This window comes from Virgibacillus profundi (assembly GCF_002287375.1).
Classification (GTDB): Bacteria; Bacillota; Bacilli; order Bacillales; family Amphibacillaceae; genus Virgibacillus_K; species Virgibacillus_K profundi.
Window position 1 is genome coordinate 194,609 of the sequence record NZ_NPOA01000006.1, and the last position, 22,757, is coordinate 217,365.

Sequence of the window (22,757 nt, forward strand, 5' to 3'; positions counted from 1 at the left end):
TACTTTAGTTTACCCTAAATCTAACTCTGCCCCCTTTAAGTTAACACACCAATGCTAAGGCACAATATACAATTTCTTATTCTACGAAACTCCTTTTTTTAGGATCGGAGATTGTTGAAGTGTATACTCACAATCATTCCATCTGTTAAGAAAAAAAAGAGCTGCTAAAACAGCTCAGTGACCAAAAATGTAATTTATTTTTTTGAAACTGGAATCCAAATTTCGCTTTTCACAGTTGACGAAGTTAAGTCTTTGGTCTTAATCGACAAGATTTCGGGTCCTTCTGTTACTTGATAATTGGAAGATGGAAACCACTCAGAATAAATCCTTCCCCAAGTTTCCTGTAACGTACTAGGAAAAGGTCCCGTTGATTCAAATATCGCCCATGTTAAGGCGGGAACTTCAAGTTTTGAAAAGTTTTCAGGGCATCCTTGGATTGTTGCCACTCCTATATACTGATCAAGCTCTCCCTTTTCTTCCATGCGCCCTTCAGAAAAATTTGTAGATGCTTGAATCATCCCTATAGGTTCCACATTAGAGAGTTTTTTTAATTGATCTATTTTTTCCATAGTCAAAGATTTCCACATTGCTGAAATTTCTGGGTTTTCTCCTTCAAACATAATTGGAACTCTTTTCATGAGACCAACTATGTTAAATGCCTCTCTTTGTTCAATTCGGTAATTCATTTCATTTCCCCCTCTAATTGATAATTGAAAGGTCATTAGTGGATAGGCTTTTAATTGATGTCCATTGTTTCTTGCTTCTGATGGTGTTATACCATGTAAATTTTGAAAAGCTCTAGTAAAAGAGTCCGGTGAGTTGTATCCATATTTAATCGCAACATCGATTACTTTGTTGTTACTATTATTAAGCTCTAATGCCGCCAAACTAAGTCGTCTACGACGGATGTATGCTGATAATGTAATACCTGCAAGGAAAGAAAACATCCTTTTAAAATGATATTCCGAACAATGGGCTAATCTTGCCACCGCCTTGAAGTCTATTTCGTCAGTTAGGTTTTCCTCGATATACTTTATTGCATCATTCATGTTCTTAAGCGAATCCACTATATGACCTCCTTCATCAATAGAATAGCAGGATTTGAATGTATCCATCCTACATTTTGTGCACAGTTATGCAGGATTAATCTTTTCTTTGACTAGCCTGACTGTTACGAAAAAATCATCGCCACTTATTGTAGTAACGCACCAGATACCAGTTCAAGTACAATATTTCACATTTATCGACTACAAAGAGTTACAAATTTAACTGTGCTTTGTCAGCTATTTAATAACCCTTAATTTTATATTTTTATCAAGGGTTATATTCATGGTTGAATATCTATGAAAATGGAGTATTAAGATAAATTAAATAGTATGCGTTGTTCTTCCCCATTTTTTTGACCATTTCTCGATCTCATTCAGAATAGGTTTAAAGGATAAACCTTTTTCAGTCAAAGAATATTCAATTCGTACAGGGGTTTCTGGAATTATTTCTCGATGAACAATTTCTAGCCTCTCCAATTCCTTTAGCCTGTCAGATAATACTCTTCCGCTTATACCTAAGGAAGATATAATAGTGTGAAATCGTTGTGGTCCATTCAGCAAAAAGCAAATAATCAATCCATTCCATCTCATACTTAAAATATTTATAGCATTATCTCGATTATGACTTATTATAAATTCCTTCATTTCCAATCACCCCTAATGTTTTTCTTATTTAAGGTCCAAATTATTCGTATTTACAATCGCCTCTTTATCTTTTTTCAATAAAAACATTGTCTATTACGGAGTTTAAAAAAAGACAGGACTCTTCCCAATGGATAGTGTCCTGCCTATAGTTATTAAAATGGATGGCAGCATACTTCACATAAAATATACCTGCTGTTGCCTTTTCCACAATGGTAATTTAACATAACCTATTAATCGTTAAAAACCATATGCGGCCTCTTTCTCTTCACGAATTTTTGTATAAGTTTCAGTTAGTACTACAGTGTCTTCAACCAATCGGTCAATTCGGAATAGCACATCATCATTTGTGATTTCCTTTCTATGGAATTCACGTTCTTCCACAAAAACATACGTCTGAACAATTTGTGCCTTCATATAGCCCAAAATAGGTTTTAGTTGGTTTTCGGCAATTAAATAGTGCTTTGGAGAGCCTGCAGTAACTAGGATGCTGGTTACTTTGTGCTGAAGTGCATCAACAGGTAGTAAATCAAATATATTCTTCAATGTAGCCGGTATAGAGGCTTGAAATATAGGCGTTCCAATAATAACGGCGTCAGCTTCCATAATTGTTTTCGTTACATATCCTGTGTCGCCCTCGTATTCTAAATAATTACGTCCATCACTAAACTCCATTTCATATTCTGCTAAATCAATTAATGATGTTTGTGCGCTCGGATACTTTTCAGTAATGGATTTCTTCGTATAATCGATTGCTGTCCTTGTCTTTGAGCCGACTTTCGAGCCTGATAATAGTACAATTTTCATATTCTCAACTCCTATTTCTTTGCAGTATATTTTTTAATTGCTGGTAAAATTTCATTACCGATCAACTCAATATTTTTCATTAATTTATCAAATGGGACACCACCGAAATCCATTTGACCAATATAACGCTGATGTCCAAATAGTTCATGCTGGTATAAAATCTTTTCAATAATTTGCTGTGGACTCCCAACATTCATGACGTCTCTTGTGTCCGAGCTCTGTGCAAATTGCTGTTTCGGATACCCTCGTCCATTAATTAGTGTCATCCCTTGGTTAACATGAGGATATACCTCTTTTTGTGCTTGCTGTGTCGTTTCTGCAGCATAGAAGAATCCGGCAGTCGAAATAGGAAGCTCAGATGGGTCAAAACCATTTTGTCTTGCAGCCTCACGGTATGCGTCTACTGAGTATTTAAAACTAGTTGCAGGTCCACCTAAATTAGCAAGGAACATGGGAACACCAGCATAACCAGCCTTAATAGCACTTGCAGGTGGTCCACCTACAGCTCGCCAAATTGGCATTGAACCGTTTTGCGGTCGTGGAATAACCTCAGCATCTCTTAATGGAGCTCGGAATTTTCCACTCCAATTGACAACCTTCTCTTCATTAATCTGTAATAGTAGCTCTAACTTTTCCTCATACAACTCTTCATAATCACGAAGATTATATCCTAACAAGTCAAAAAGCCCCACTCTTGATGCCCGACCGGCAATTATCTCCGTTCGACCTTTTGAGATCAGATCAATGGTCGCAAAATCTTCATATACTCGGACCGGATCTGATGTACTAATAATTGTAGAAGAGCTCGCTATTTTAATTTTCTCCGTTGCTTGTGCGATTGCTGACAATACAACAGAATGTGCCTGTGTTGCAAAATATTCTTGATGGCTTTCCCCTACACTAAAGAAATCAATACCTGCCTGCTCAGCCAACTGTGCTAATTCTATTATTTCGTGTATTCTTTGTTGTGCGGAAATCCGTTCATTTGTATGTGGATCTGGGATATGATCCCCCAGTGTATATATTCCAAATTCCAATCCTTTGCTCGGGTCAATGCGATATTTTTCCATTTATTTCCCAACCTTTCTTTTTGTATGTTAATTATTTTCCTTTTGTCACTTTTCGTATAGCTGGAACGACCTCTATTGCAAACATCTCAATCATTTCCTGAATTTTTTTAAACGGCATGTTTCCATGGTCAATTTGTACAATAAAACGTTGATGTTCATATAATTCATACTGATATAGTATTTTTTCTATAATTTGCTGTGGACTTCCAACCATGATGGCGTTTTTCACACTTGTCGCTTCAGCATATCTATCCTTAGGAAAAGGAGTTCCACGCAATTGTGTGAACGTATTATTAAGATACGGATAGTATTCTTTAAGGGCGGTTTGAGAGTCTTTATGCAAATACATCATGGTGGCCATCGCTACAGGTAGCTTGGCAGAATCAAAACCAGCTTCTGTCGCAGTTCTTCGGTAAGCATCAATGCTATGTTTAAACACACTTGAAGCTCCATAAAGAGCAGCTAAGTGCATAGGCATTCCTATTTTTCCCGCTTTAATTGCACTGGCAGGTTTTCCTCCTACAGCACGCCAAATTGGCAGTTTCCCAGAAAATGGTTTAGGGAAGATCTCCGCTTCGTTTAACGCTGGGCGAAATTTACCGTTCCACGTAATTTGTTGTTCGCTATTTAATTTTAATAAAAGATCAATCTTTTCCTCAAACAACTCCTCAAAGTCTTCCATATCATAACCAAATAATTCATATACTCCATATCTAGAACCGCGTCCAGCTACAATCTCAGCTCGACCGTCGGAAAGTAAATCCAGGGTAGAAAATTGTTCAAATACACGAACCGGATCATCTGCACTTAAAACGGTCGAGGAACTAATCAATTTTATTTTCTCTGTTTCCGAAGCTATTGCTGCAAGTATCGTAGGAGTTGAAGAGGCGATAAAATATTTTTGATGACTTTCCCCCACACCATATACATCAAGCCCTGCATCTTCAGCAAGTTTTGCCATGGCGACCATTTCTTTCATTCGGCTGTGTTCGCTCATTAATTTTCCAGTGCTTGGATCCGAAACATGATCGCCTAATGTATATAAACCAATTTCCATACCATTATTTTTGTTTATACGAAATTCTTCCATATTTATTTTCCCCCTTTCAATTATTGCTTTACAATGCTATTATAATTTATATAGAATATATATGTAAGTACGCACTTAAAAGTTGTATAGTATACAAAAAGATACTATTGGAGGTAATTAACATGAATATAGATCCAAAATTATGTCAAGTTGATAGTGCTCTAGATATTATTGTCGGCAAATGGAAGCCTATAATTTTATTGCATTTGATGCATAATGGGAGGATGCGATTTAGTGAATTAAAACGCAGCATCCCTGAGATTACGCAGAAGATGTTAACGAAGCATTTACGAGAATTAGAAAGCGAGGATATTGTCAAGCGAGTTGTCTATCCACAAGTACCTCCCAAAGTTGAATATTCTATTACAGAATATGGTCGAAGCTTGGAAGAGATTTTAGTAGCAATGCACGAATGGGGTAGTAGACATACGTCGCGGAAGAAACAAAAATTAAGTAAAGAGATGAGCGTGTAGCTCATCTCTTTAAACTTATACCAATTTTTTCAGTTTTATTCTATTGTAAGAAAAAGATAAAAACAGCTTAAGAAAACTATTACAACAAAATTGTTATTATGTTACTTTCATTATAATCTAATAAAAGACGATTTGACTAACTATGATCAAATCGGGTCTTATTTTTTCCTTTTGGCTGACGAATGTTAGAAACCACCACCCTAGGATAAAACATCCAATGAGGTTGATTAAAAAGGTGCCTAAAGGAAATCCATTGTTTGTATGTATCCATTCACCCAAAGCAAACCTAGATATAGCCCCAAAAATACCACCAATCATCACTAATAATAAATTCATTCAAATCACCTCTCTGTTTATCATTTGAAAATAAAAGGACTCCTGCTAAAAGACATAGGTATCCCTTTATCTTTGGCAGGAGTCATCAGCCTCATACAGGCAGTTATGGTGAACTCCATCACCTATTCGCTTAGTAATTATAGGCTAAATTATTGATAACTGTTTGGAATCTGCCAACTATAATTCAATCTATCTTATTGTACTAAACTGCCAGTTACTTTAAGTGTAAACGCTCACAATATCTATACACAGTTTAACATAAAATCCCATATATCCTCTGGAAAACTTAATAAGTATAGGGTTTATTTGTAGTATAAATCAACTATGGATTTAACACAGCAATTAGCAAGGGCACATAAATTTATGACTCTTGCTAAAATGGATGTGTTTCAACTACTAAGTTAGAGTTAGAACACTAAAAACAGATATGCCAATAAATAAAGAGAAACTAATCGTTATGCGATTTATTGTTTTCCCCTCGATAACTGAACCACTTATATTTCCTGCGGCTACTTATCTATTGAATTAGTTGTAGCCTTCCCACATAATAATATAGCTAGCATGAAGAATTATGGGTAATGGAGTGATATTTTGAAAATAAATGAACAAGCACGGGAAGCGTTAATTGGAGAAGTAGATGGATTGACTGATGAGGAATTGAATAAGAAGTCTGCAGATGATCAATGGTCCATTAAACAGGTACTGGAACACTTGTATTTGATGGAGGCTGCGGTTACTAAAACGATTCAAACTCAATTGGAAACAGGGGAAGTGGTTATTGCAGAGGAAAAGCCAATTGAATTAACAATTAATCGTACAATGAAAGTCAATTCACCGGATTTTTCTCTTCCAAGTGAATCATTTGTTACTTTGGAAGAACTAAAGGTGAATTTAGCGGCCACACATCAAGACTTAAAAGAATTATTTGAGTCTACAAATGACAAGCAGCTTGAAGATAGAGCATACCTCCATCCAGTATTTGGACAAATGAGTCTAAAGCAATGGATTCCATTTGTGGGCTATCATGAAATGCGGCATATTGAACAAATTAAAGAAGTTAAATCGAAATTGGGTTTAAAATAACCAAAAAAAGAAACGGGCAGCATATGTTGTTCGTTCTCTTTTTGCTAACAAGTACCAGCGGGAATTTGGTTTCATTCTCTTCCTTTTCTTGTATAATAGAATAAGAGACTTACAGAGAGGAGAGGCAGCGTGAAAAAGAAAAAAAGATGGTTGAAAATCGGAATAGGGCTGCTTTCAGTTCTGTTAATTATAGATATTGTTGCCAGTTTTTATTTTTATAATCTGGCAATTGAGCGAAATGTGAAGGATTTTTTAGTTGATAATTCAGATTTGGAAGTATCTGCTGAAGCAATGGATGTTTTTATCGACGGTGACTGGCGGGAATGGGTTGATAATCAGGATTTTGAACAATGGGAATTGGAATCTTATGATGGTTTAAAACTGCAGGGATATTTCCTGGAAGCTAAAGAACCAACAGATAAAACAGTGGTATTAGCCCATGGCTATCTGGGTCGAGCCAGGGATATGGGGTTATACGGTCAATATTATTATGAGGAGCTTGGCTACAATATTTTCACGGCTGACCTCAGGGGACATGGCGAGAGTGAAGGTGATTATATCGGATTCGGCTGGCATGACCGGTTGGATTATATAGATTGGATCGATATGGTGCTGGAGGAAGTGGGAACGGATTCCGAAATCGTACTACATGGTGTTTCGATGGGGGCAGCGACAGTATTAATGGCAAGTGGAGAAGAACTGCCTGATAATGTTAAAGCAATCGTAGCAGACAGCCCTTATACCAGCGTATATGATATGTTTGATTATCAAATGGGTCGCATGTTTAACTTACCTGCCTTTCCTATTTTGCCAAGTACAAGTGTTGTGACGAATATGCGTGCCGGATATTCATTATCAGAGGCTTCAGCTTTGGATCAGGTGAAAAAAGCGGAAGTGCCGATTTTATACATTCATGGAAATGCAGACACATTTGTACCGACAAAGATGACTGAAAAATTATATGAAAATACGAAAAGTGAAGCGGAAATGATTACATTTGATAATGCAGGTCATGGTGAGGCATTTGTAACGCAGGAAGATAAGTATGTTGATAAATTGAATAAATTCTTAGATAAGTATTTAAGATAGAATGAGAGACTTTCTGTTCCTGGGACAGAAAGTCTTTTTATTAATCTCTATTCGTAGTTGTATTGCTTTTTAATCCTCGTAGAGGATAGAAAGTGCGACGTAAGATACAAATTCAGAAATGAACTGTGTGGATCTTAAGGCTGGAGGAAAATGGATGCAAACTAATAGAAAGCTATGATATATGCCCAAACGAAGCTGAACTAGGTGCAACTGGTCACATATAACGCTTCTATATGCCCGGATTAAGCCGAACCAGTTGCAACCGGTCATATATAATCCTCTTATATGCCCGAACGAAGCCGAACTAGATACAACCGGGTACATATAGCGCTTCTTTATCCGAACGTCGCCTTATATATCTTTTACGCAAAAACAATATTTTTCTTTGGAACGAGCAGTGCGCAGTTCCATTCTTTCAGAAAACAGCCTTTTACAATAAAATGTATAAATATAAAAAAAAATACATAAATATACTTGAATAATTGTAATCATAGGTCTATAATAATGAATAATTAAAATACAGCGAAAGGGAGAGAGTCTTTGAAGAATGTAGCAATTATTGGTGGAACAGGGTATGGAGCAATTGAATTAATACGGCTTATTCATTCACATGAATATATGCACGTAAAAAAGATAATTTCACATTCACAGCATGGGGAAGAACTTGCTCAAGTTTATCCACATTTGATTGATTTTATTGAAGGTCCAATGGAAGAATTGGAGATTGAAAGTTTGAAAGAAGATGTGGATATCGTGTTTTTTGCTACGCCAGCTGGTGTTTCGAAAAAACTTATTCCCAAGCTCGAAGACTCAACAGTGCAATGTATTGATTTATCGGGAGATTTAAGGATTTCTTCTCAGGAACAGTATGAAAATTGGTATGGCAAGGAAGCGGCACCACAGCACACATTAGATAATGCAGTTTATGGATTGCCGGAGATTTATAAAGATCAGGTGAAAAAGGCAAAGGTGCTCTCCAATCCCGGTTGTTTCCCAACATCCGCCATTCTTGGGCTTATCCCGGCACTCAGTCATAAAATAATCGCAGCAAATCCTATTATTATCGATGGCAAAACCGGTGTATCAGGTGCAGGAAGAACACCTTCTTCCATGACACATTTCTCTGAGACGAACGATAATGTAAAACCTTATAAATTAGGGAAGCATCAGCATATCCCGGAAATTGACCAATATTTATCAGTGATGGCAGGCGAGTCTATTTCTGCAACATTTACAACACATCTTATTCCAATGACCCGTGGATTAATTTGCACCATGTATAGCCAATTAACAAAGGATATTTCTACTGATGAAGTAATCAAATTATATCAATCATATTATCAATCCCATCCTTTTGTCCGAATTCGTAAGGAAGGTGACTTTCCAGCTACAAAAGAAGTCTATGGCAGTAATTTTTGTGATATTGGGCTACATGTTGATCAAAGAACAAATCAGCTGATTATCGTTTCTGTGATTGATAATTTAGTCAAAGGAGCAGCAGGGCAGGCAATACAAAATGTGAATTTAATGAATGGATGGGATGAACAGCACGGTCTAAGCACAATACCAATGTATCCATAGGAAGGGTGAAAATAGATGGTTGCAACTACTGAAAAGAGCATCCACGTATTAAAAGAGGGGCATGTAACAAGTCCAAACGGTTTTTCGGCAGGGGGCGTACATTGCGGAATACGCAGGTCAAAGCTGGATTTTGGATGGATTCATTCAAACACACCGGCAACTGCAGCAGGTGTATATACATTAAACGCTTTTCAGGCTGCCCCGTTAAAAGTAACGAAAGAAAGTATTGAAAAAGAAAAGCTAATTCAAACTGTTGTTGTTAATTCCGGAGTTGCCAATGCAGTTACCGGAAAACAAGGATATGCTGATGCTTTGGAAATGCAAAAATTAGCGGCGGAGAAGATGGGGGTGGATGTGGATCATGTAGCTGTATCATCTACTGGACTTATTGGGGTCCCGCTTCCAATGGAAAAAATCCATACTGGTATACAATCGATGGAGAATCCGGATTGCTATTCAGCTGAAAATTTTGAGAAAGCTATTTTAACAACAGATACAGTAACGAAACACATGGCTGTACAGGTGGAGATTGATGGTAAAACGATTACGGTTGGGGGAGCTGCCAAAGGATCCGGAATGATTCAGCCTAACATGGCAACAATGCTTTCTTTTATCACGACAGATGCTGCTGTGGAGCATGATAGCCTGCAACAAGCCTTAAAAGATGTAACGAATAAATCATTTAATATGATTACAGTGGATGGAGATTGCAGTACGAATGATACGGTCCTGGTTCTGGCAAATGGACAGCAAAACAATGAGATTTTAAATAAATCACATCCACAGTGGCCGCTTTTTTTAGAAGCCTTTCAGCTTGTGAGTGAAGGATTGGCAAAGCTTATTGCAAGAGACGGGGAAGGTGCGACAAAACTAATCGAAGTAAACGTAAAAGGTGCTTCTACAGAAGTAGCAGCAAGACAGGTAGCCAAAGCGGTAATTTCTTCGAATCTGGTAAAGACAGCAGTTTATGGTGCAGATCCTAATTGGGGACGGATTGTTTGTGCTGTAGGATATAGTGAACAACCAATAGATCCGGATAAGGTAAGTGTTTCGCTTGGAGATATAGATGTTGTAGAAGATGGGCTTCCATTGGATTTTGATGAGATCGAAGGAAAGCAATATCTGGAAAATGAAACAGTACAATTGGTAATTAACTTAAAAGATGGTCCCTATGAAGCAACTGCATGGGGATGTGACTTAACCTATGATTACGTCAAAATAAATGCTTCCTATCGAACGTGAGGTGAACATGATGAATGCTGTAATTTTAAAAATGGGTGGAAGTGTTTTAGCAAAGCTTCCTGACTCATTTTATAAAATGGTTGCGGGCTTAAAGGAATCCGGGATATGTGAACCTGTCATTGTACATGGAGGTGGTCCGGAAATTAACCAAACCCTGGAAAAGTTTGGAGTAAAGAGCTCATTTGTTGACGGACTTCGGGTGACAACGGATGAAGTGCTTGATGTGGCTGAAATGGTAATGAGTGGATCTATTAATAAAAACATTACAATAAAACTGCAAAAAGCAGGAGTTCTGGCATGTGGGATAAGTGGTGTTGATTGTTCGCTTCTAAAGGCTGAGCCGGTAGATCCGAAGGGAAGCTTAGGACACGTTGGGCAGGTAACTGATGTGAATAAAGATTGGTTAAAGCTAATTATTGATAATGGGGGAATTCCGGTAATTTCTCCGATTGGTATGGATGCATCAGGACAAAGATATAACATAAATGGAGATATGGCAGCCGCAGCCATTGCCGAGAGCTTGAAGGGAAAACTCATTTTCATAAGCGATGTTCCTGGTGTTATATCAACCTTTAATGGAAAGAAAACAGTTCTTACCAAACTTACCAAACAGCAAATTGAAGAAATGATTGCGTCAGGCACGATCTATGGCGGGATGATTCCTAAAGTACGTTCCGCAATCAATGCGCTCGATGGTGGTGTCCAGGAATCGGTTATATTAAATGGCTTAATTCCCACAGATCTGGAGGATTATATCGAAGGGAAGGAAGTAGGGTCAAAAGTTATTATGGAGGAGGTTCACCATGTCTAGCACGGTAGAAAAACAATCTAAGCTATCTGTAATGAACACGTATCAGCGTTTTCCCATCACACTTGTAAAAGGAAAAGGAAGCTATGTCTGGGATGACAGTGATAAGCAGTTTCTGGATTATACTTCCGGAATCGCAACATGCAATTTAGGGCATGTACCAACAGCAGTTCAGACGAAATTAAAGGAACAAATAGATACGCTCTGGCACTGTTCCAATCTATATAATATACCTTCCCAGCAAGCGCTGGCAGACGAATTAACAAAAAACAGCTGCTTCGACAAAGTGTTTTTTTGTAACAGTGGGGCTGAAGCAAATGAAGCAGCTATAAAAATAGCGAAAAAATATGCAAAAGACAAAGGATATGACGAAAGAACAGAAATTATTACATTCAACAGTTCTTTCCACGGTCGGACAGGGACGACAATGGCAGCAACCGCTCAGGAGAAAATTCATCAGGGTTTTACTCCGATAACTCCGGGTTTTCGTTATTTGCCATTTAATGATACTGCATCTCTTAATCAACTATATCGTGGCAAGACGGCAGCCGTACTTCTGGAACTTGTTCAAGGTGAAGGTGGAGTAAACCCGGCATCGCAGGATTGGATAAAGAAGCTTCAGGAAATATGTGAAAAGGAAGATATTTTATTAATGATAGATGAAATACAAACCGGAATTGGCAGAACCGGCACCTTATTTGCTTATGAACAATTTGATATTGAGCCAGATGTTATTACATTAGCTAAGGGACTGGGATCCGGTTTTCCGATTGGTGCAATGCTGGCAAAAGAAGCTGTTGCTGATTCATTTCAACCTGGAACCCATGGCAGTACGTTCGGTGGAAATCCATTAGCCATGAGTGCTGGTCTGGCAACAATCGAAGCAATAGAAGCAGAGGGTATCCTTTCAGAGGTCAAAATAAAGGGAGAATGGCTTAAGGCAGAGCTGGAAGAATTGAAAACAGCTTTTTCCAGTATTGAAGAAGTAAGGGGCGTTGGTCTTCTACTAGGTGTTCAGCTTTCGATTGAAGTTAGTTTGTTTATTGATGCCTTTAGAGAAAATGGAATTCTTGTTCTGGCAGCAGGGGGCAATGTACTACGAATCGTACCTCCATTAACAACAACGAAAAAAGAATTGAAAAGTTTTATTCATACATTCAAATTAATTCTGGCTGAAATAGAGAGAACTTCCCTATGATTAAGGGGAGCCTCTGAATCAGATACTTACTTCAGGAGGAAATAATCATGTGGAAACATAAACCTTTAAAAAAAGTACTTGTTATAGGGTCAGGGCCAATTGTTATTGGGCAGGCAGCTGAATTTGACTATGCGGGTACACAGGCCTGCCTGGCATTAAAAGAAGAAGGTATTGAAGTTGTATTAGTGAATAATAATCCGGCAACCATCATGACAGATGAAAAAATTGCTGATCATGTTTATATGGAAGCACTTCAGGTAGATATATTGGCGAGTATCATTGAAAAAGAAAGACCTGATGGAATGATTGGAAGTCTGGGTGGACAAACAGGTTTAAATTTAACGGTGGATCTCTATGAAAAAGGGATTCTGGCTAAATATAATGTGGAATTACTGGGCACGTCTGTATCCTCAATTAAAAAGGGAGAGGATCGTGAACAGTTTCGCAGTTTAATGATCGATATTCATGAGCCAATTCCTGAATCAAAAATTATAGAATCGATGGAGGATGGAATTGAATTTATTAAGGAAATTGGTTATCCGGTAATATTACGTCCCGCATACACACTTGGTGGTACAGGAGGTGGGTTTGCATATAATGAAACTGAATTTAAAACTATCCTGAATCAAGGGTTAAAACTGAGCCCAATTAACCAGGTGCTTGTTGAGAAAAGCATCAAAGGATTGAAAGAAGTAGAATATGAAGTGATGCGTGATTCTCAAGATCATTGCGTAATTGTTTGTAATATGGAAAACTTCGATCCTGTTGGCGTACACACAGGGGACTCCATTGTGGTAGCGCCATCTCAGACACTGACAGAAGTACAACAGCAAATGCTGCGAGCATCCTCTCTTAAAATTATCCGGGCATTGGACGTGGTTGGTGGCTGTAATATACAATTTGCATTGAACCCCAAAACCAATGAATACTTCATCATTGAAGTGAATCCGCGAGTAAGCAGGTCGTCAGCATTAGCCTCTAAGGCAACAGCTTATCCGATTGCACATATTACTGCAAAATGCGCACTTGGATATTCTTTAGACTCAATCATTAATCCAATCACAGGGAATTCCAACGCCTCTTTTGAACCAAAGATGGATTATGTTGCTGTAAAATTACCGCGTTTTCCCTTTGATAAATTTACAGAGGCAGACCGGACGTTGGGTACACAAATGAAAGCTACAGGAGAAGTACTGGCGATTGAGCAAACATTTGCAGGAGCGTTAAATAAAGGAATTCGCTCACTGGAAATGAATGTAAATAGTCTCAGCTGGCCTGGTATGAGTGAAAAAACAACCGAAGAATTAATTGAATTATTATCCACTCCTAATGATTTACAGATCTTTGCAATTGCTGAAGCTATTGCAAGGCAAATGACAATAGATCAACTGATGAAATTAACTGAAATAGATTACTGGTTTTTAAGCAAAGTTGATGAAATTATTCAGTGTGAGCAGTCATTTATCGGTCATACTTGGCCAAATGTCCCCATGGAAATGCTTCAGAAAGCAAAACAATTTAATATAAGTGATGAACGAATTGCTAAGCTTGTAGGGACGACTTCAAAAGAGTTAAGAAAAGCATATAAAAAACAATCAATGCAACAGATTTATAAATTGGTGGATACCTGTGCCGGTGAATTTGACGTGAACACCCCATATTACTATTCTACGTGGGACGGAATGGATGAAGTTATAACAAGTGATGAGCAGAAGAAAATTCTTATATTAGGATCAGGACCCATCCGGATCGGGCAGGGTGTAGAATTTGACTATTGTTCTGTACATGCTGCTTTGGCTGTGAAAAAAATGGGTTATCAAGCTATCGTTATTAATAATAATCCCGAAACGGTAAGTACAGACTATTCTGTTGCAGATCGACTATATTTTGAACCATTAGCCCTGGAGGATGTCTTAGCAGTTATCGAAAAAGAAAATGTGGCCGGGGTACTGATCCAATTCGGTGGACAAACAGCGATAAATTTAGCGAATGAATTGCAGGATGAAGGGATACATGTTTTAGGAACTCTGCCGGAGCATATCGATCAAATGGAAGACAGGGAACAATTTTATAATATATTGGATGAATTAAATATCCCTCATATTACAGGACGTATTGTTAATAAACCTGAAGAGCTATCCATATCCATTCATGAATTAGGATTTCCTCTGCTGGTTCGTCCTTCCTATGTTATTGGCGGGCAATCCATGTTTATTTGTAATAATGAACAGGAGCTAAAACATAATGTGGCACGTATTATAAAAGATACCAATGGCCGCTCGTGGCCGTTGCTAATAGATCAGTATATTCCAGGGATAGAATGCGAAATTGATGTAATTAGTGATGGCAAGGATATTGTCATTCCAGGAATCTTCGAACATCTGGAGAAAGCGGGTGTACATTCGGGAGATAGCATGACGGTCTTTCCACCTGTTTCCTTGACTGAATACATGAAGGAAACAATGGTAGAAATTGCACGTAAAATCTGTCAAACCGTGCCGATCATAGGTATGATGAATATCCAATTTGTTATTCATGAAAATACAATCTATGTATTGGAAGTAAATCCTCGATCATCAAGAACTGTGCCTATTATGAGCAAAGTAACTGGAATCCCTATGATTGAATGGGCTGTTAAGACACAATTGGGTACACCACTGAAAAAATTATCAGAGGATGTAGATCTATTAACAGAGCCGGCTTATTATACAGTGAAGGCACCTGTTTTCTCAGCGGGCAAGCTAAGTGGCGTGGATCATGTACTGGGACCGGAAATGAAGTCAACCGGGGAGATTATCGGTGTAGGTTGGTCCAAACAAGAAGCATTGGCAAAAGCATCTGTTTTTCCTGATAATGGTGAAGGAATGAACCCAGAAAAAACACAGCTATTTGTATCTGTTTCAGATCGCATGAAAGAGGAGAGCCTCGCGCTTATTTCTGAATTTACTACACTCGGTGTCAGAATAACTGCAACAGAAGGAACAGCAAAGTACTTGGAAGAAAAGGGAATTCAATCTGCTGAAATGGTAAAAAACAAGCAAGACCTATTAAACCATTGGCAAAATAATCCACCACATATCGTTCTAAATATACCTAATCAGGGAAGGGAAAAGGAAAAGATAGGATTTTACATTCGTGAATTATCTGTAAACTATCAGGTTCCTTACTTTACCAGTTTGGAAACATTAGAAGCAATGAAGGGATGGTTCAGTGGTGAAAGGATTGACATAACACCAAGGTCATTACAGTCCTATCTACAAAATACGGCTGATAAAAAGGAAAAGATCATGGCAAAAGAAGCATGACTATTGGAGCTTTTGGCTGTGATATAGGAAATTTTAGATATAAAAGAAGCTGACGTAGATTACGTCAGCTTCTCTTGTCTATAAATATTCCTCAAACCAGCGGCAAATATGATTTAACCGTTCAATTCGCATTTCCGGTTTTCCACTTCGGCTCAGTTCGTGATTGGAACCTGGGAAACGAACAAATTCAACTTGTTTACGCATATGCTTCAACGTGATAAATAACTGTTCTCCTTGTTCAACCGGACAACGGAAATCCTGTTCACCATGTAAAATTAATAGTGGTGTTTCCACATTTTCTGCATATTTTAATGGAGAAAAATCCCATAGTTTTGCCGGGTCATCTAATAAATTCAGTCCATGCTCCCACTTTGTGAAAAAGAAGCCAATATCACTAACCCCATAAAAGCTCAGCCAATTTGAAATCGAGCGTTGGGTTACTGCTGCTTTAAAGCGGTTTGTATGACTGATAATCCAGTTGGTCATAAATCCACCATAGCTACCACCTGTAACACCTAAACGATTTTCGTCGATAAAGCTGTAATTTTCCAACACATAGTCAACTGCACTCATTAAATCTGTATAATCTCCTCCACCATAATCAGAGCGGCAGGCATCTACAAAGCTTTGCCCATATCCATGGCTGCCTCGTGGATTTGTGTATAAGACGACATAGCCTTTCGCTGCAAGCAGCTGCAGTTCATGGAAAAATGTTTGGCCATACATCGCATGGGGACCACCATGAATTTCCAATACGAATGGATATTTTTTACCTTCTTCAAATCCATATGGCCTGAGCAGCCAGCCTTGGATTTCCTGGTCATCATCTGCAGTTATTGTAAGCGTCTCAGGTTCTTCCACATGAACTTCCTCTAAGTATTTAGCATTAGCATTTGTTAATCTTACCAATTCTGAAGTCTTTCTTAATTGATAAAAATTACATGGATTTGTTGGTGTACTGATCCCAAGAATGAACGAATCTGAATGAGGGTCATATGAAAAACCAAAAACATGATTATCATCCTTATACAGAACTTCCAAATCACTATTCAATGTTACTTGATATAAACCGGTAGCACCAAAATCAGTAGCGATAAAAAATAGACGGTCTTCTTCTTTAGACCAGACCGGTCCAGTAGTTGACTGACCTAAACGCGTATCGCCAATCATCAAATCTCCCAGCTGCATGTCCCATTTCTCACTTAGACAAGTACGTTCACCTGTTGCAATATCAAATACATACAATTCACTTAAGGTTGCACCCTTGTATGCAAACTCATGTCCGAGACAGGCAATCTTGTCACCACTCGGTGAAAAAGAAGCACTATGATAACCGCCCTTACCATCTGTCAGCTTTGTTATATCTTTTGTTTTTAAATTTAAAGTGAAAAGGTCATTTATCAGCTCATAATCTGCATCATCATTCAGATTTGCAGTGAATAAGACGAAGTTGCCATCAGGTGAAATGTCCTGATAACCATGATCAGTATCAGCAGAAGTTAGTTGTGTGAACTTCTCATTTTCCACATCAAATAAAATAAGTTGATTCCGTTTGTTATCATGGAAGCCTTTCGCATCTGATTTGTATTTTAAGCGATTGATAACGAGTGGCTGCTTCTTTTTCTCTTCATTTTGTTTTTGGCGTTCTTCTTTTGATTGTTCTTTTTGACTTTCTACATCATCATCATGATCAAGTGATGCATTGAAAATAATATACTTTCCATCTTTAGACCAAGCTGGACTTACAGCGCCGTTTTTGAAAAATGTCAGCTGCTTCGCTTCACCGCCATCCGTGTTTAAAACCCAAAGCTGTGGTAAGCCGCTCCGAGTGGATTGAAATACAACTTTTTTTCCATCAGGTGAAAATTGAGCATTACTATTTTTAACATTGCCAAATGTCCATGGTGTTGCATCACTTCCATTTAATTTTTTATAAAACAAATGGGATTCATACTCATTCTTATCATTAATTGCTGTTGATACATATGTATATGCATCTCCATCTGGAGTGAATTGCGGATCACTGTATACTTGTAATCTAGTAATATCTTCAGCTGTTATTGCACGCTTAAACTCGCTCATTAAATAGCCCCCTAAAGTATATAAATAATTTTCAAAACTTTGTTTTCATTCTAAACTATTTCGAGTTTCGAATCAATTAGATTGCTAGTTTTATTTCTTTGGGTGATATATTTGCTCTTTGGCAGATAAATCTAATCTCAGGCAGATAAATTTCTATTCCGACGGATATATCTATTCTCCGGCAGATAAATTTCTATTCCGGCAGATAAAATCGTTTTCCGGCGGATATATCTGTTCTTCGGCAGATAAATTTGTTTTCCGGCAGATATATCTGTTCATCAGCAGATATATTCTCTAAGTATTAACCCTGTTCACCGTTAGACATTCCCATGTTCCAGCTTATCTAAAAACGTGTTGAGTTCTTTTCTGTTTTTGAAAATATGTATATTCTTATCCTCTAAGCTGGAGAGACGTTTATAAATTGGAGGAACTTTTGTCTTATTAAATTTTCGCACCCACTGGAAGAATTCCCAATCAATCTTTTCCGGACAGTCTTCACCCATGTCGGGGCGGGTTTTGTTGCGGTAATGAATGCGTCGTTTTATGATTCCATAAAGACAGTGTACTGTTTTGTAGTGTAAAAAAATAACGGTATCTGCCTGTTGCAGTCGAAGATCCATCGTAGAGCCATAGTTACCATCAATAATCCAGGACTCTTTATTTAAAATGTTTTCGGTTTTTTTAATAAAAGCTTCACTTGTAATAGGCACCCATCCAGGCTGCCAATGGATTGCATCTAAATGATATACAGGAATCTGAAGTATTCTACCAAGTGTTTGTGCTAATGTTGATTTCCCAGCACCACTACCGCCGATAATAGCGATTTTTTCCATAATGTCCCCCCTTTTTCAACTTTAATAACGGAGAAATATTATAACATAATCTTCTGATAAATACACCATGTATTTGTAAATTACTGATGAAGAAAAAAGCAGCTATTTTTAAAATAGCTGCTTTAGTAATTGGTTCTAGCTAATACGCTCACTGTGTACTGTTTCTGAAATTGCGATATTCGCATCTTTTTTATACGCTTCTTGCAATAGTCTAGTGATCTTTCCTGGTTCCCCATTGCCTATTTGACTGTTATCAACTTTAATTATTGGTGTAATTTCTGAAGTACTGCTGGATAAAAACATTTCGTCTGATAATGCAATATCTTCAACAGAGAAACCTTCTTCATTAAAAGGGATGTTTAGATCTTCGGTGAATGTTTCAATACGCATGCGTACACAGCCGTTCAAAATGTTATTTGCTACTGGATGTGTGTATATTTTACCATCCTTAACCATGTATACATTCGCTGCACTGCATTCTGTTACAAATCCATCTTTATGGAGAACAGCTTCATAGCTGCCTTGCTCTTTTGCTTCTTGTTTTGCAAGTACGTTTGGAAGTAAGTTCAAACTCTTAATATAGCAATTTTCCCAGCGAATATCACGGTGGGTAATTGTAGAAACACCATTTTCCAAGGCTTCCAGATTACGAGATAAGTCCTGAATATATGCATAAATATTTGCAGGTACATTTACTGGAAATACATGATCACGTGGGGCTGAACCACGAGATACCTGCAGATATACTTTTCCATCATTTTTCATGTTATTTTTCTCTAATAATTCGAGTAATAAATCAGTCAGTTCTTCTTTTGTAAATAAGAGTTTAATTTTAATTGCTTCTGCAGAGCGGAATAAGCGATCCACATGTTCTTTAAGTAAATAATATGAACCTTTGTAGATACGAATTACTTCATATACACCATCACCAAACTGCAGTCCACGTTCCTCGTAAGGATATTTTAAATTTTCTCGATGTGTAAACTTTTCCTGGGTCATAATAATCGGATAAACAGACATTCTTTTCTTCGCCTCCCTAAGGTTATACCTATTCTATAACTTCTAATATATGTTGTAAATGGCTAATCATAGGTGCCTGAATGAAAGAGTGATAAATATCACAGATTTAAGTTTAATAATAGCTTATAATGGTAATTAAGTTGGAGAAGGGTTGGGATTGTATGGAACCTTTATTAAATAGATTGGATACATATGATTATGATATGCTGTTGGCTCATTCAAGGAAACTAGAAATTAAGAAGGGGAACATAATTTATAAAGAAGGCAGCCCTTCTAATTATTTATATTTTATACTTAAAGGTCAGGTCCGTATTTATAAAGATTTGGGCCCTGGCAAAGAAATAACGATATTTACACGAAACAAAAATGACGGTTTTGGTGAAATTGGAATATTTAGTGGAGAAAAATATTCTAATACAGCTGAAGCAACGCAAAAAACGATACTTTATTATATTACTAAAAACGAAATTGAAAGTATTTTAGGGCAAAATGGAAAAATAGGCTTACAATTTACAAGATGGGTTGCGGAGTCACTGGAATCAAGTAAAGCAAAAATGCGTGATTACATAGCATTTGGTTCAGAAGGAGCAGTTGCGTCTGTATTTATACGGTACTCAAACATGTATGGCGTCGTAACAAAGGAAGGGATTCGCATTACTGAGCCGATTATGTTAAAAGAAGTAAGTAAGCAAATCGGTATTTCCAGGGAAACCGTAAGTCGTGTTGTAAATAAATGGAAAGAACAAGACATCGTAGCAAATGATAATAAATTTTTTTTGCTTAAGAATATAAATTACTTTAAAAAAATATTAGTATGTGAAAAATGTGGAGTGGAGAATTGCATGTTGTAGTGCTGGAGTTGTAAGGGCTGATCTGCCTGAGAGTGGTGGGGGCAACAGCTCGGGAGGAACATCTGCACGAGCTTAGGGACATCAGCTCGAGAGCGAAAACATCAGCCCGAGAACAAAAACATCTTCTTGAGATCAGAAAAGTCAGCAATAAACAAAAAAAGTCGAAAAAAGTAAAATTTCCTATTGATTTGTTTGAAAGTAATTGATATAATTGTTCTTGCATTCAAAAATAAATGTAGCACATCTTAATTAGATGCGGGTGTAGTTTAGTGGTAAAACCTCAGCCTTCCAAGCTGATGATGAGGGTTCGATTCCCTTCACCCGCTCCATACATATGTCTTAACGCAGTATCTCGTAGTTTTGTGTACGAGGTGTTGCGTTTTTAATTTGCAATTTAAATTTTGCATGCATACCTCTTCACTTGAACTCACACTTTTGCTCGTAGTATTCTTAAAGCAAACCACAATATGTGAGGGATTCTTATGGAAAATTTACTTCAGCAATTAAAACAACTTGATAATAAAGGCTATAAGGCTTATAAAAGTGTTCAAGGTCACTACAACTATGATGATTTTGATTTATATATAGACTACGTGCAGGGTGATCCGTTTGCGGCACCTTCAAAGATTCGTGTCACAATTCCGCAGCAAAAACGCCTAATTGCAAATGAATGGTTGGAAACATACGCCAGAAAAGTTGCAACTGAGGATGTATTTGCACGTAAAGTTGGCGAGACAGTTACTAACCAACAATTCTCAATCAAGGGCTCTGGTAAGAGTGGTGTCATTTTATTCGATCAACCAGGGCAGGAGATTCTGGAGCGAAGTGCCGTTCAAATTAATTCCGAATCCATAACAGTTTGTATATCAGTAGGTCTGCCGGCTAATGGACGGAGAATTAACGGAAGGGAAGCAGAAAAATTATTTGCCCAGGCGATTCCGTGGATTATAAAGAATTCAATTTTTACTATAACGGATGACGAAATTCACAATGCAATTAAGCTTGCTGATCAACAAGAGGCCATTCGAAAGCATATAAATAAAAATAACTGGATAGCGTTTATTGCAAATGGAGCAATTTTGCCTAGGGAAAGTGGTGTTAGCAATAGACCGCTGGAAAATGCAGTGGCATTTCAAAGTCCTGCTGAAAATGAAGTAACGATCCCGATTCCACATCAGTCCGAAGCGATAAAAGGAATGGCAATCAAAAAAGGCATCACTTTAATTGTTGGCGGTGGCTATCATGGAAAAAGCACTATTCTAAAAGCAATCGAACGTGGTGTCTATTCCCATACAAAAGGGGATGGACGCGAATATGTTTTGACAGATCCTGATGCTGTTAAAATCCGGGCGGAAGATGGTAGGAAAGTTACCGGGGTAAATATTTCCCCATTTATAAATAATCTACCTCATAAACAGGACACTGAGTTTTTCACAACTGAGAATGCAAGTGGAAGTACATCACAGGCAGCTAATGTTATGGAAGCGTTGGAGGTTGGTGCAACAACATTGCTGATTGATGAGGATACAAGTGCAACAAACTTTATGATTCGCGACCAGCGCATGCAGCAATTAGTGAGCAAAGATAAGGAGCCAATCACGCCATTTATTGGTAAAATAAAACAAATGAATGATGAGCATGGTGTGTCGACAATACTTGTAATGGGTGGTTCAGGCGATTACTTTGCAACAGCAGATACCGTCATTATGATGGAGGGATATACTCCTCATAATGTAACGCTTGAAGCAAATGAAATAATGAAAAAGTATCCGTTAGAGCGTGATACTTTTTTAAAGGGTTCGTTTGGTTCTATTAGCCAGCGATATTTTCAGCAATCCTCCCTGCAAACGAAAAAGGGAAATCGTGCAAAGGTGCAAGCAAAAGGATTAAAGAAAATTTTAATGGGAAGAATGGAAATTGCTTTTGAGGATACAGAACAGCTTGTTGACGATTCTCAGACACGTATGATTGCTGAAATCATTCAGTACTTAGATCGGACAAATGGACTGGAGACAGCATCATTAAAAGAGCTTTTGGATAAAATCGAGCGGCAGATGAATCAAAAAGGATTAGCATCTTTTACTATATTTAAAGCGCAGCACCCAGGAGATATTGCACGGCCACGCAGGTACGAGATTGCGGCTGTGTTAAATCGAATGCGAACAGCAAAAGTAAAACAGAAATAGAAGGGAGGACGTGCC

19 protein-coding genes, 1 tRNA gene and 1 riboswitch are annotated in these 22,757 nt (G+C 37.8%); of the genes, 11 read left to right on the plus strand and 9 right to left on the minus strand.

Going from position 1 to position 22,757, the window contains the following annotated elements; translation table 11 throughout:
• Positions 1-194: 194 nt before the first annotated feature.
• From CIL05_RS10485 to CIL05_RS10505, 5 genes are all read right to left on the minus strand, one after another.
• Positions 195-1,067: an AraC family transcriptional regulator gene (locus tag CIL05_RS10485; protein WP_206207773.1), complete on the minus strand. Its 873-nt coding sequence runs from the start codon at positions 1,065-1,067 to the stop codon at positions 195-197.
• A gap of 300 nt (positions 1,068-1,367) precedes the next feature.
• Entirely contained in the window at positions 1,368-1,691 is a 324-nt protein-coding gene (locus CIL05_RS10490; RefSeq protein WP_095655481.1) for a winged helix-turn-helix transcriptional regulator, read from the minus strand.
• Positions 1,692-1,928: 237 nt separating this feature from the next.
• On the minus strand, positions 1,929-2,495 hold the full coding sequence (locus CIL05_RS10495) for an NADPH-dependent FMN reductase (protein ID WP_095655482.1): 567 nt from the start codon (positions 2,493-2,495) through the stop codon (positions 1,929-1,931).
• Between the two features lie 11 nt (positions 2,496-2,506).
• Complete coding sequence (locus CIL05_RS10500) at positions 2,507-3,565, minus strand: LLM class flavin-dependent oxidoreductase (RefSeq protein ID WP_095655483.1); 1,059 nt, start codon at positions 3,563-3,565, stop codon at positions 2,507-2,509.
• A 31-nt stretch (positions 3,566-3,596) separates the two neighbouring features.
• The gene (locus tag CIL05_RS10505; RefSeq protein WP_095655484.1) at positions 3,597-4,655 is read right to left on the minus strand and encodes an LLM class flavin-dependent oxidoreductase; all 1,059 of its coding nucleotides are present in this window, start codon (positions 4,653-4,655) and stop codon (positions 3,597-3,599) included.
• A gap of 122 nt (positions 4,656-4,777) precedes the next feature.
• Between CIL05_RS10505 and CIL05_RS10510 the strand changes: the two genes are divergently transcribed.
• Positions 4,778-5,128: a winged helix-turn-helix transcriptional regulator gene (locus CIL05_RS10510; RefSeq protein WP_095655485.1), complete on the plus strand. Its 351-nt coding sequence runs from the start codon at positions 4,778-4,780 to the stop codon at positions 5,126-5,128.
• A gap of 117 nt (positions 5,129-5,245) precedes the next feature.
• Here the strand turns inward: CIL05_RS10510 and CIL05_RS10515 are convergent, their stop codons facing one another.
• Positions 5,246-5,464: a fluoride efflux transporter FluC gene (locus tag CIL05_RS10515; protein ID WP_095655486.1), complete on the minus strand. Its 219-nt coding sequence runs from the start codon at positions 5,462-5,464 to the stop codon at positions 5,246-5,248.
• A gap of 69 nt (positions 5,465-5,533) precedes the next feature.
• Positions 5,534-5,596, minus strand: a riboswitch (Fluoride riboswitch).
• A 459-nt stretch (positions 5,597-6,055) separates the two neighbouring features.
• On the opposite strand from CIL05_RS10515, the gene CIL05_RS10520 reads away from it, so the two are divergent.
• From CIL05_RS10520 to carB, 7 genes are all read left to right on the plus strand, one after another.
• Positions 6,056-6,547, plus strand: coding sequence for a DinB family protein (locus tag CIL05_RS10520; RefSeq protein ID WP_165769100.1), 492 nt, complete (start codon positions 6,056-6,058; stop codon positions 6,545-6,547).
• A gap of 129 nt (positions 6,548-6,676) precedes the next feature.
• Positions 6,677-7,636, plus strand: a complete 960-nt coding sequence (locus CIL05_RS10525; RefSeq protein WP_095655488.1) for an alpha/beta hydrolase — start codon at positions 6,677-6,679, stop codon at positions 7,634-7,636.
• Between the two features lie 540 nt (positions 7,637-8,176).
• Positions 8,177-9,217, plus strand: a complete 1,041-nt coding sequence (argC, locus tag CIL05_RS10530; RefSeq protein ID WP_095655489.1) for an N-acetyl-gamma-glutamyl-phosphate reductase — start codon at positions 8,177-8,179, stop codon at positions 9,215-9,217.
• Positions 9,218-9,232: 15 nt separating this feature from the next.
• Positions 9,233-10,459 (plus strand): bifunctional ornithine acetyltransferase/N-acetylglutamate synthase, encoded by a 1,227-nt coding sequence (gene argJ / locus CIL05_RS10535; protein ID WP_095655490.1) that lies wholly within the window; start codon positions 9,233-9,235, stop codon positions 10,457-10,459.
• A gap of 7 nt (positions 10,460-10,466) precedes the next feature.
• The gene (gene argB / locus CIL05_RS10540; protein WP_338066932.1) at positions 10,467-11,270 is read left to right on the plus strand and encodes an acetylglutamate kinase; all 804 of its coding nucleotides are present in this window, start codon (positions 10,467-10,469) and stop codon (positions 11,268-11,270) included.
• Entirely contained in the window at positions 11,263-12,465 is a 1,203-nt protein-coding gene (gene argD / locus CIL05_RS10545) for an acetylornithine transaminase (protein ID WP_095655492.1), read from the plus strand. The genes argB and argD overlap by 8 nt, the downstream gene beginning before the upstream one ends.
• Positions 12,466-12,512: 47 nt before the next feature.
• On the plus strand, positions 12,513-15,770 hold the full coding sequence (gene carB / locus CIL05_RS10550) for a carbamoyl-phosphate synthase (glutamine-hydrolyzing) large subunit (protein WP_095655493.1): 3,258 nt from the start codon (positions 12,513-12,515) through the stop codon (positions 15,768-15,770).
• Between the two features lie 78 nt (positions 15,771-15,848).
• Here the strand turns inward: carB and CIL05_RS10555 are convergent, their stop codons facing one another.
• From CIL05_RS10555 to dat, 3 genes are all read right to left on the minus strand, one after another.
• Complete coding sequence (locus CIL05_RS10555; protein ID WP_095655494.1) at positions 15,849-17,852, minus strand: S9 family peptidase; 2,004 nt, start codon at positions 17,850-17,852, stop codon at positions 15,849-15,851.
• A gap of 317 nt (positions 17,853-18,169) precedes the next feature.
• Positions 18,170-18,685 (minus strand): DNA topology modulation protein, encoded by a 516-nt coding sequence (locus tag CIL05_RS10560; protein WP_095655495.1) that lies wholly within the window; start codon positions 18,683-18,685, stop codon positions 18,170-18,172.
• A 135-nt stretch (positions 18,686-18,820) separates the two neighbouring features.
• Entirely contained in the window at positions 18,821-19,705 is an 885-nt protein-coding gene (gene dat / locus CIL05_RS10565; protein WP_095655496.1) for a D-amino-acid transaminase, read from the minus strand.
• Positions 19,706-19,866: 161 nt separating this feature from the next.
• On the opposite strand from dat, the gene CIL05_RS10570 reads away from it, so the two are divergent.
• From CIL05_RS10570 to CIL05_RS10580, 3 genes are all read left to right on the plus strand, one after another.
• Positions 19,867-20,556, plus strand: coding sequence for a Crp/Fnr family transcriptional regulator (locus CIL05_RS10570; RefSeq protein WP_095655497.1), 690 nt, complete (start codon positions 19,867-19,869; stop codon positions 20,554-20,556).
• Between the two features lie 255 nt (positions 20,557-20,811).
• Positions 20,812-20,885 (plus strand) — tRNA-Gly (locus CIL05_RS10575).
• Positions 20,886-21,038: 153 nt separating this feature from the next.
• Positions 21,039-22,742, plus strand: coding sequence for an ABC-ATPase domain-containing protein (locus tag CIL05_RS10580; protein ID WP_095655498.1), 1,704 nt, complete (start codon positions 21,039-21,041; stop codon positions 22,740-22,742).
• Positions 22,743-22,757 lie beyond the last annotated feature (15 nt).

Bases quoted from the DNA above. Each gene is read 5' to 3' on its own strand.
- CIL05_RS10490 (WP_095655481.1), bottom strand. From the start codon at position 1,691: ATGAAGGAATTTATAATAAGTCATAATCGAGATAATGCTATAAATATT.
- CIL05_RS10495 (WP_095655482.1), bottom strand. From the start codon at position 2,495: ATGAAAATTGTACTATTATCAGGCTCGAAAGTCGGCTCAAAGACAAGG.
- CIL05_RS10500 (WP_095655483.1), bottom strand. From the start codon at position 3,565: ATGGAAAAATATCGCATTGACCCGAGCAAAGGATTGGAATTTGGAATA.
- CIL05_RS10505 (WP_095655484.1), bottom strand. From the start codon at position 4,655: ATGGAAGAATTTCGTATAAACAAAAATAATGGTATGGAAATTGGTTTA.
- CIL05_RS10510 (WP_095655485.1), top strand. From the start codon at position 4,778: ATGAATATAGATCCAAAATTATGTCAAGTTGATAGTGCTCTAGATATT.
- CIL05_RS10515 (WP_095655486.1), bottom strand. From the start codon at position 5,464: ATGAATTTATTATTAGTGATGATTGGTGGTATTTTTGGGGCTATATCT.
- argJ (WP_095655490.1), top strand. From the start codon at position 9,233: ATGGTTGCAACTACTGAAAAGAGCATCCACGTATTAAAAGAGGGGCAT.
- argB (WP_338066932.1), top strand. From the start codon at position 10,467: ATGATGAATGCTGTAATTTTAAAAATGGGTGGAAGTGTTTTAGCAAAG.
- argD (WP_095655492.1), top strand. From the start codon at position 11,263: ATGTCTAGCACGGTAGAAAAACAATCTAAGCTATCTGTAATGAACACG.
- carB (WP_095655493.1), top strand. From the start codon at position 12,513: ATGTGGAAACATAAACCTTTAAAAAAAGTACTTGTTATAGGGTCAGGG.
- CIL05_RS10555 (WP_095655494.1), bottom strand. From the start codon at position 17,852: ATGAGCGAGTTTAAGCGTGCAATAACAGCTGAAGATATTACTAGATTA.
- CIL05_RS10560 (WP_095655495.1), bottom strand. From the start codon at position 18,685: ATGGAAAAAATCGCTATTATCGGCGGTAGTGGTGCTGGGAAATCAACA.
- dat (WP_095655496.1), bottom strand. From the start codon at position 19,705: ATGTCTGTTTATCCGATTATTATGACCCAGGAAAAGTTTACACATCGA.
- CIL05_RS10570 (WP_095655497.1), top strand. From the start codon at position 19,867: ATGGAACCTTTATTAAATAGATTGGATACATATGATTATGATATGCTG.
- CIL05_RS10580 (WP_095655498.1), top strand. From the start codon at position 21,039: ATGGAAAATTTACTTCAGCAATTAAAACAACTTGATAATAAAGGCTAT.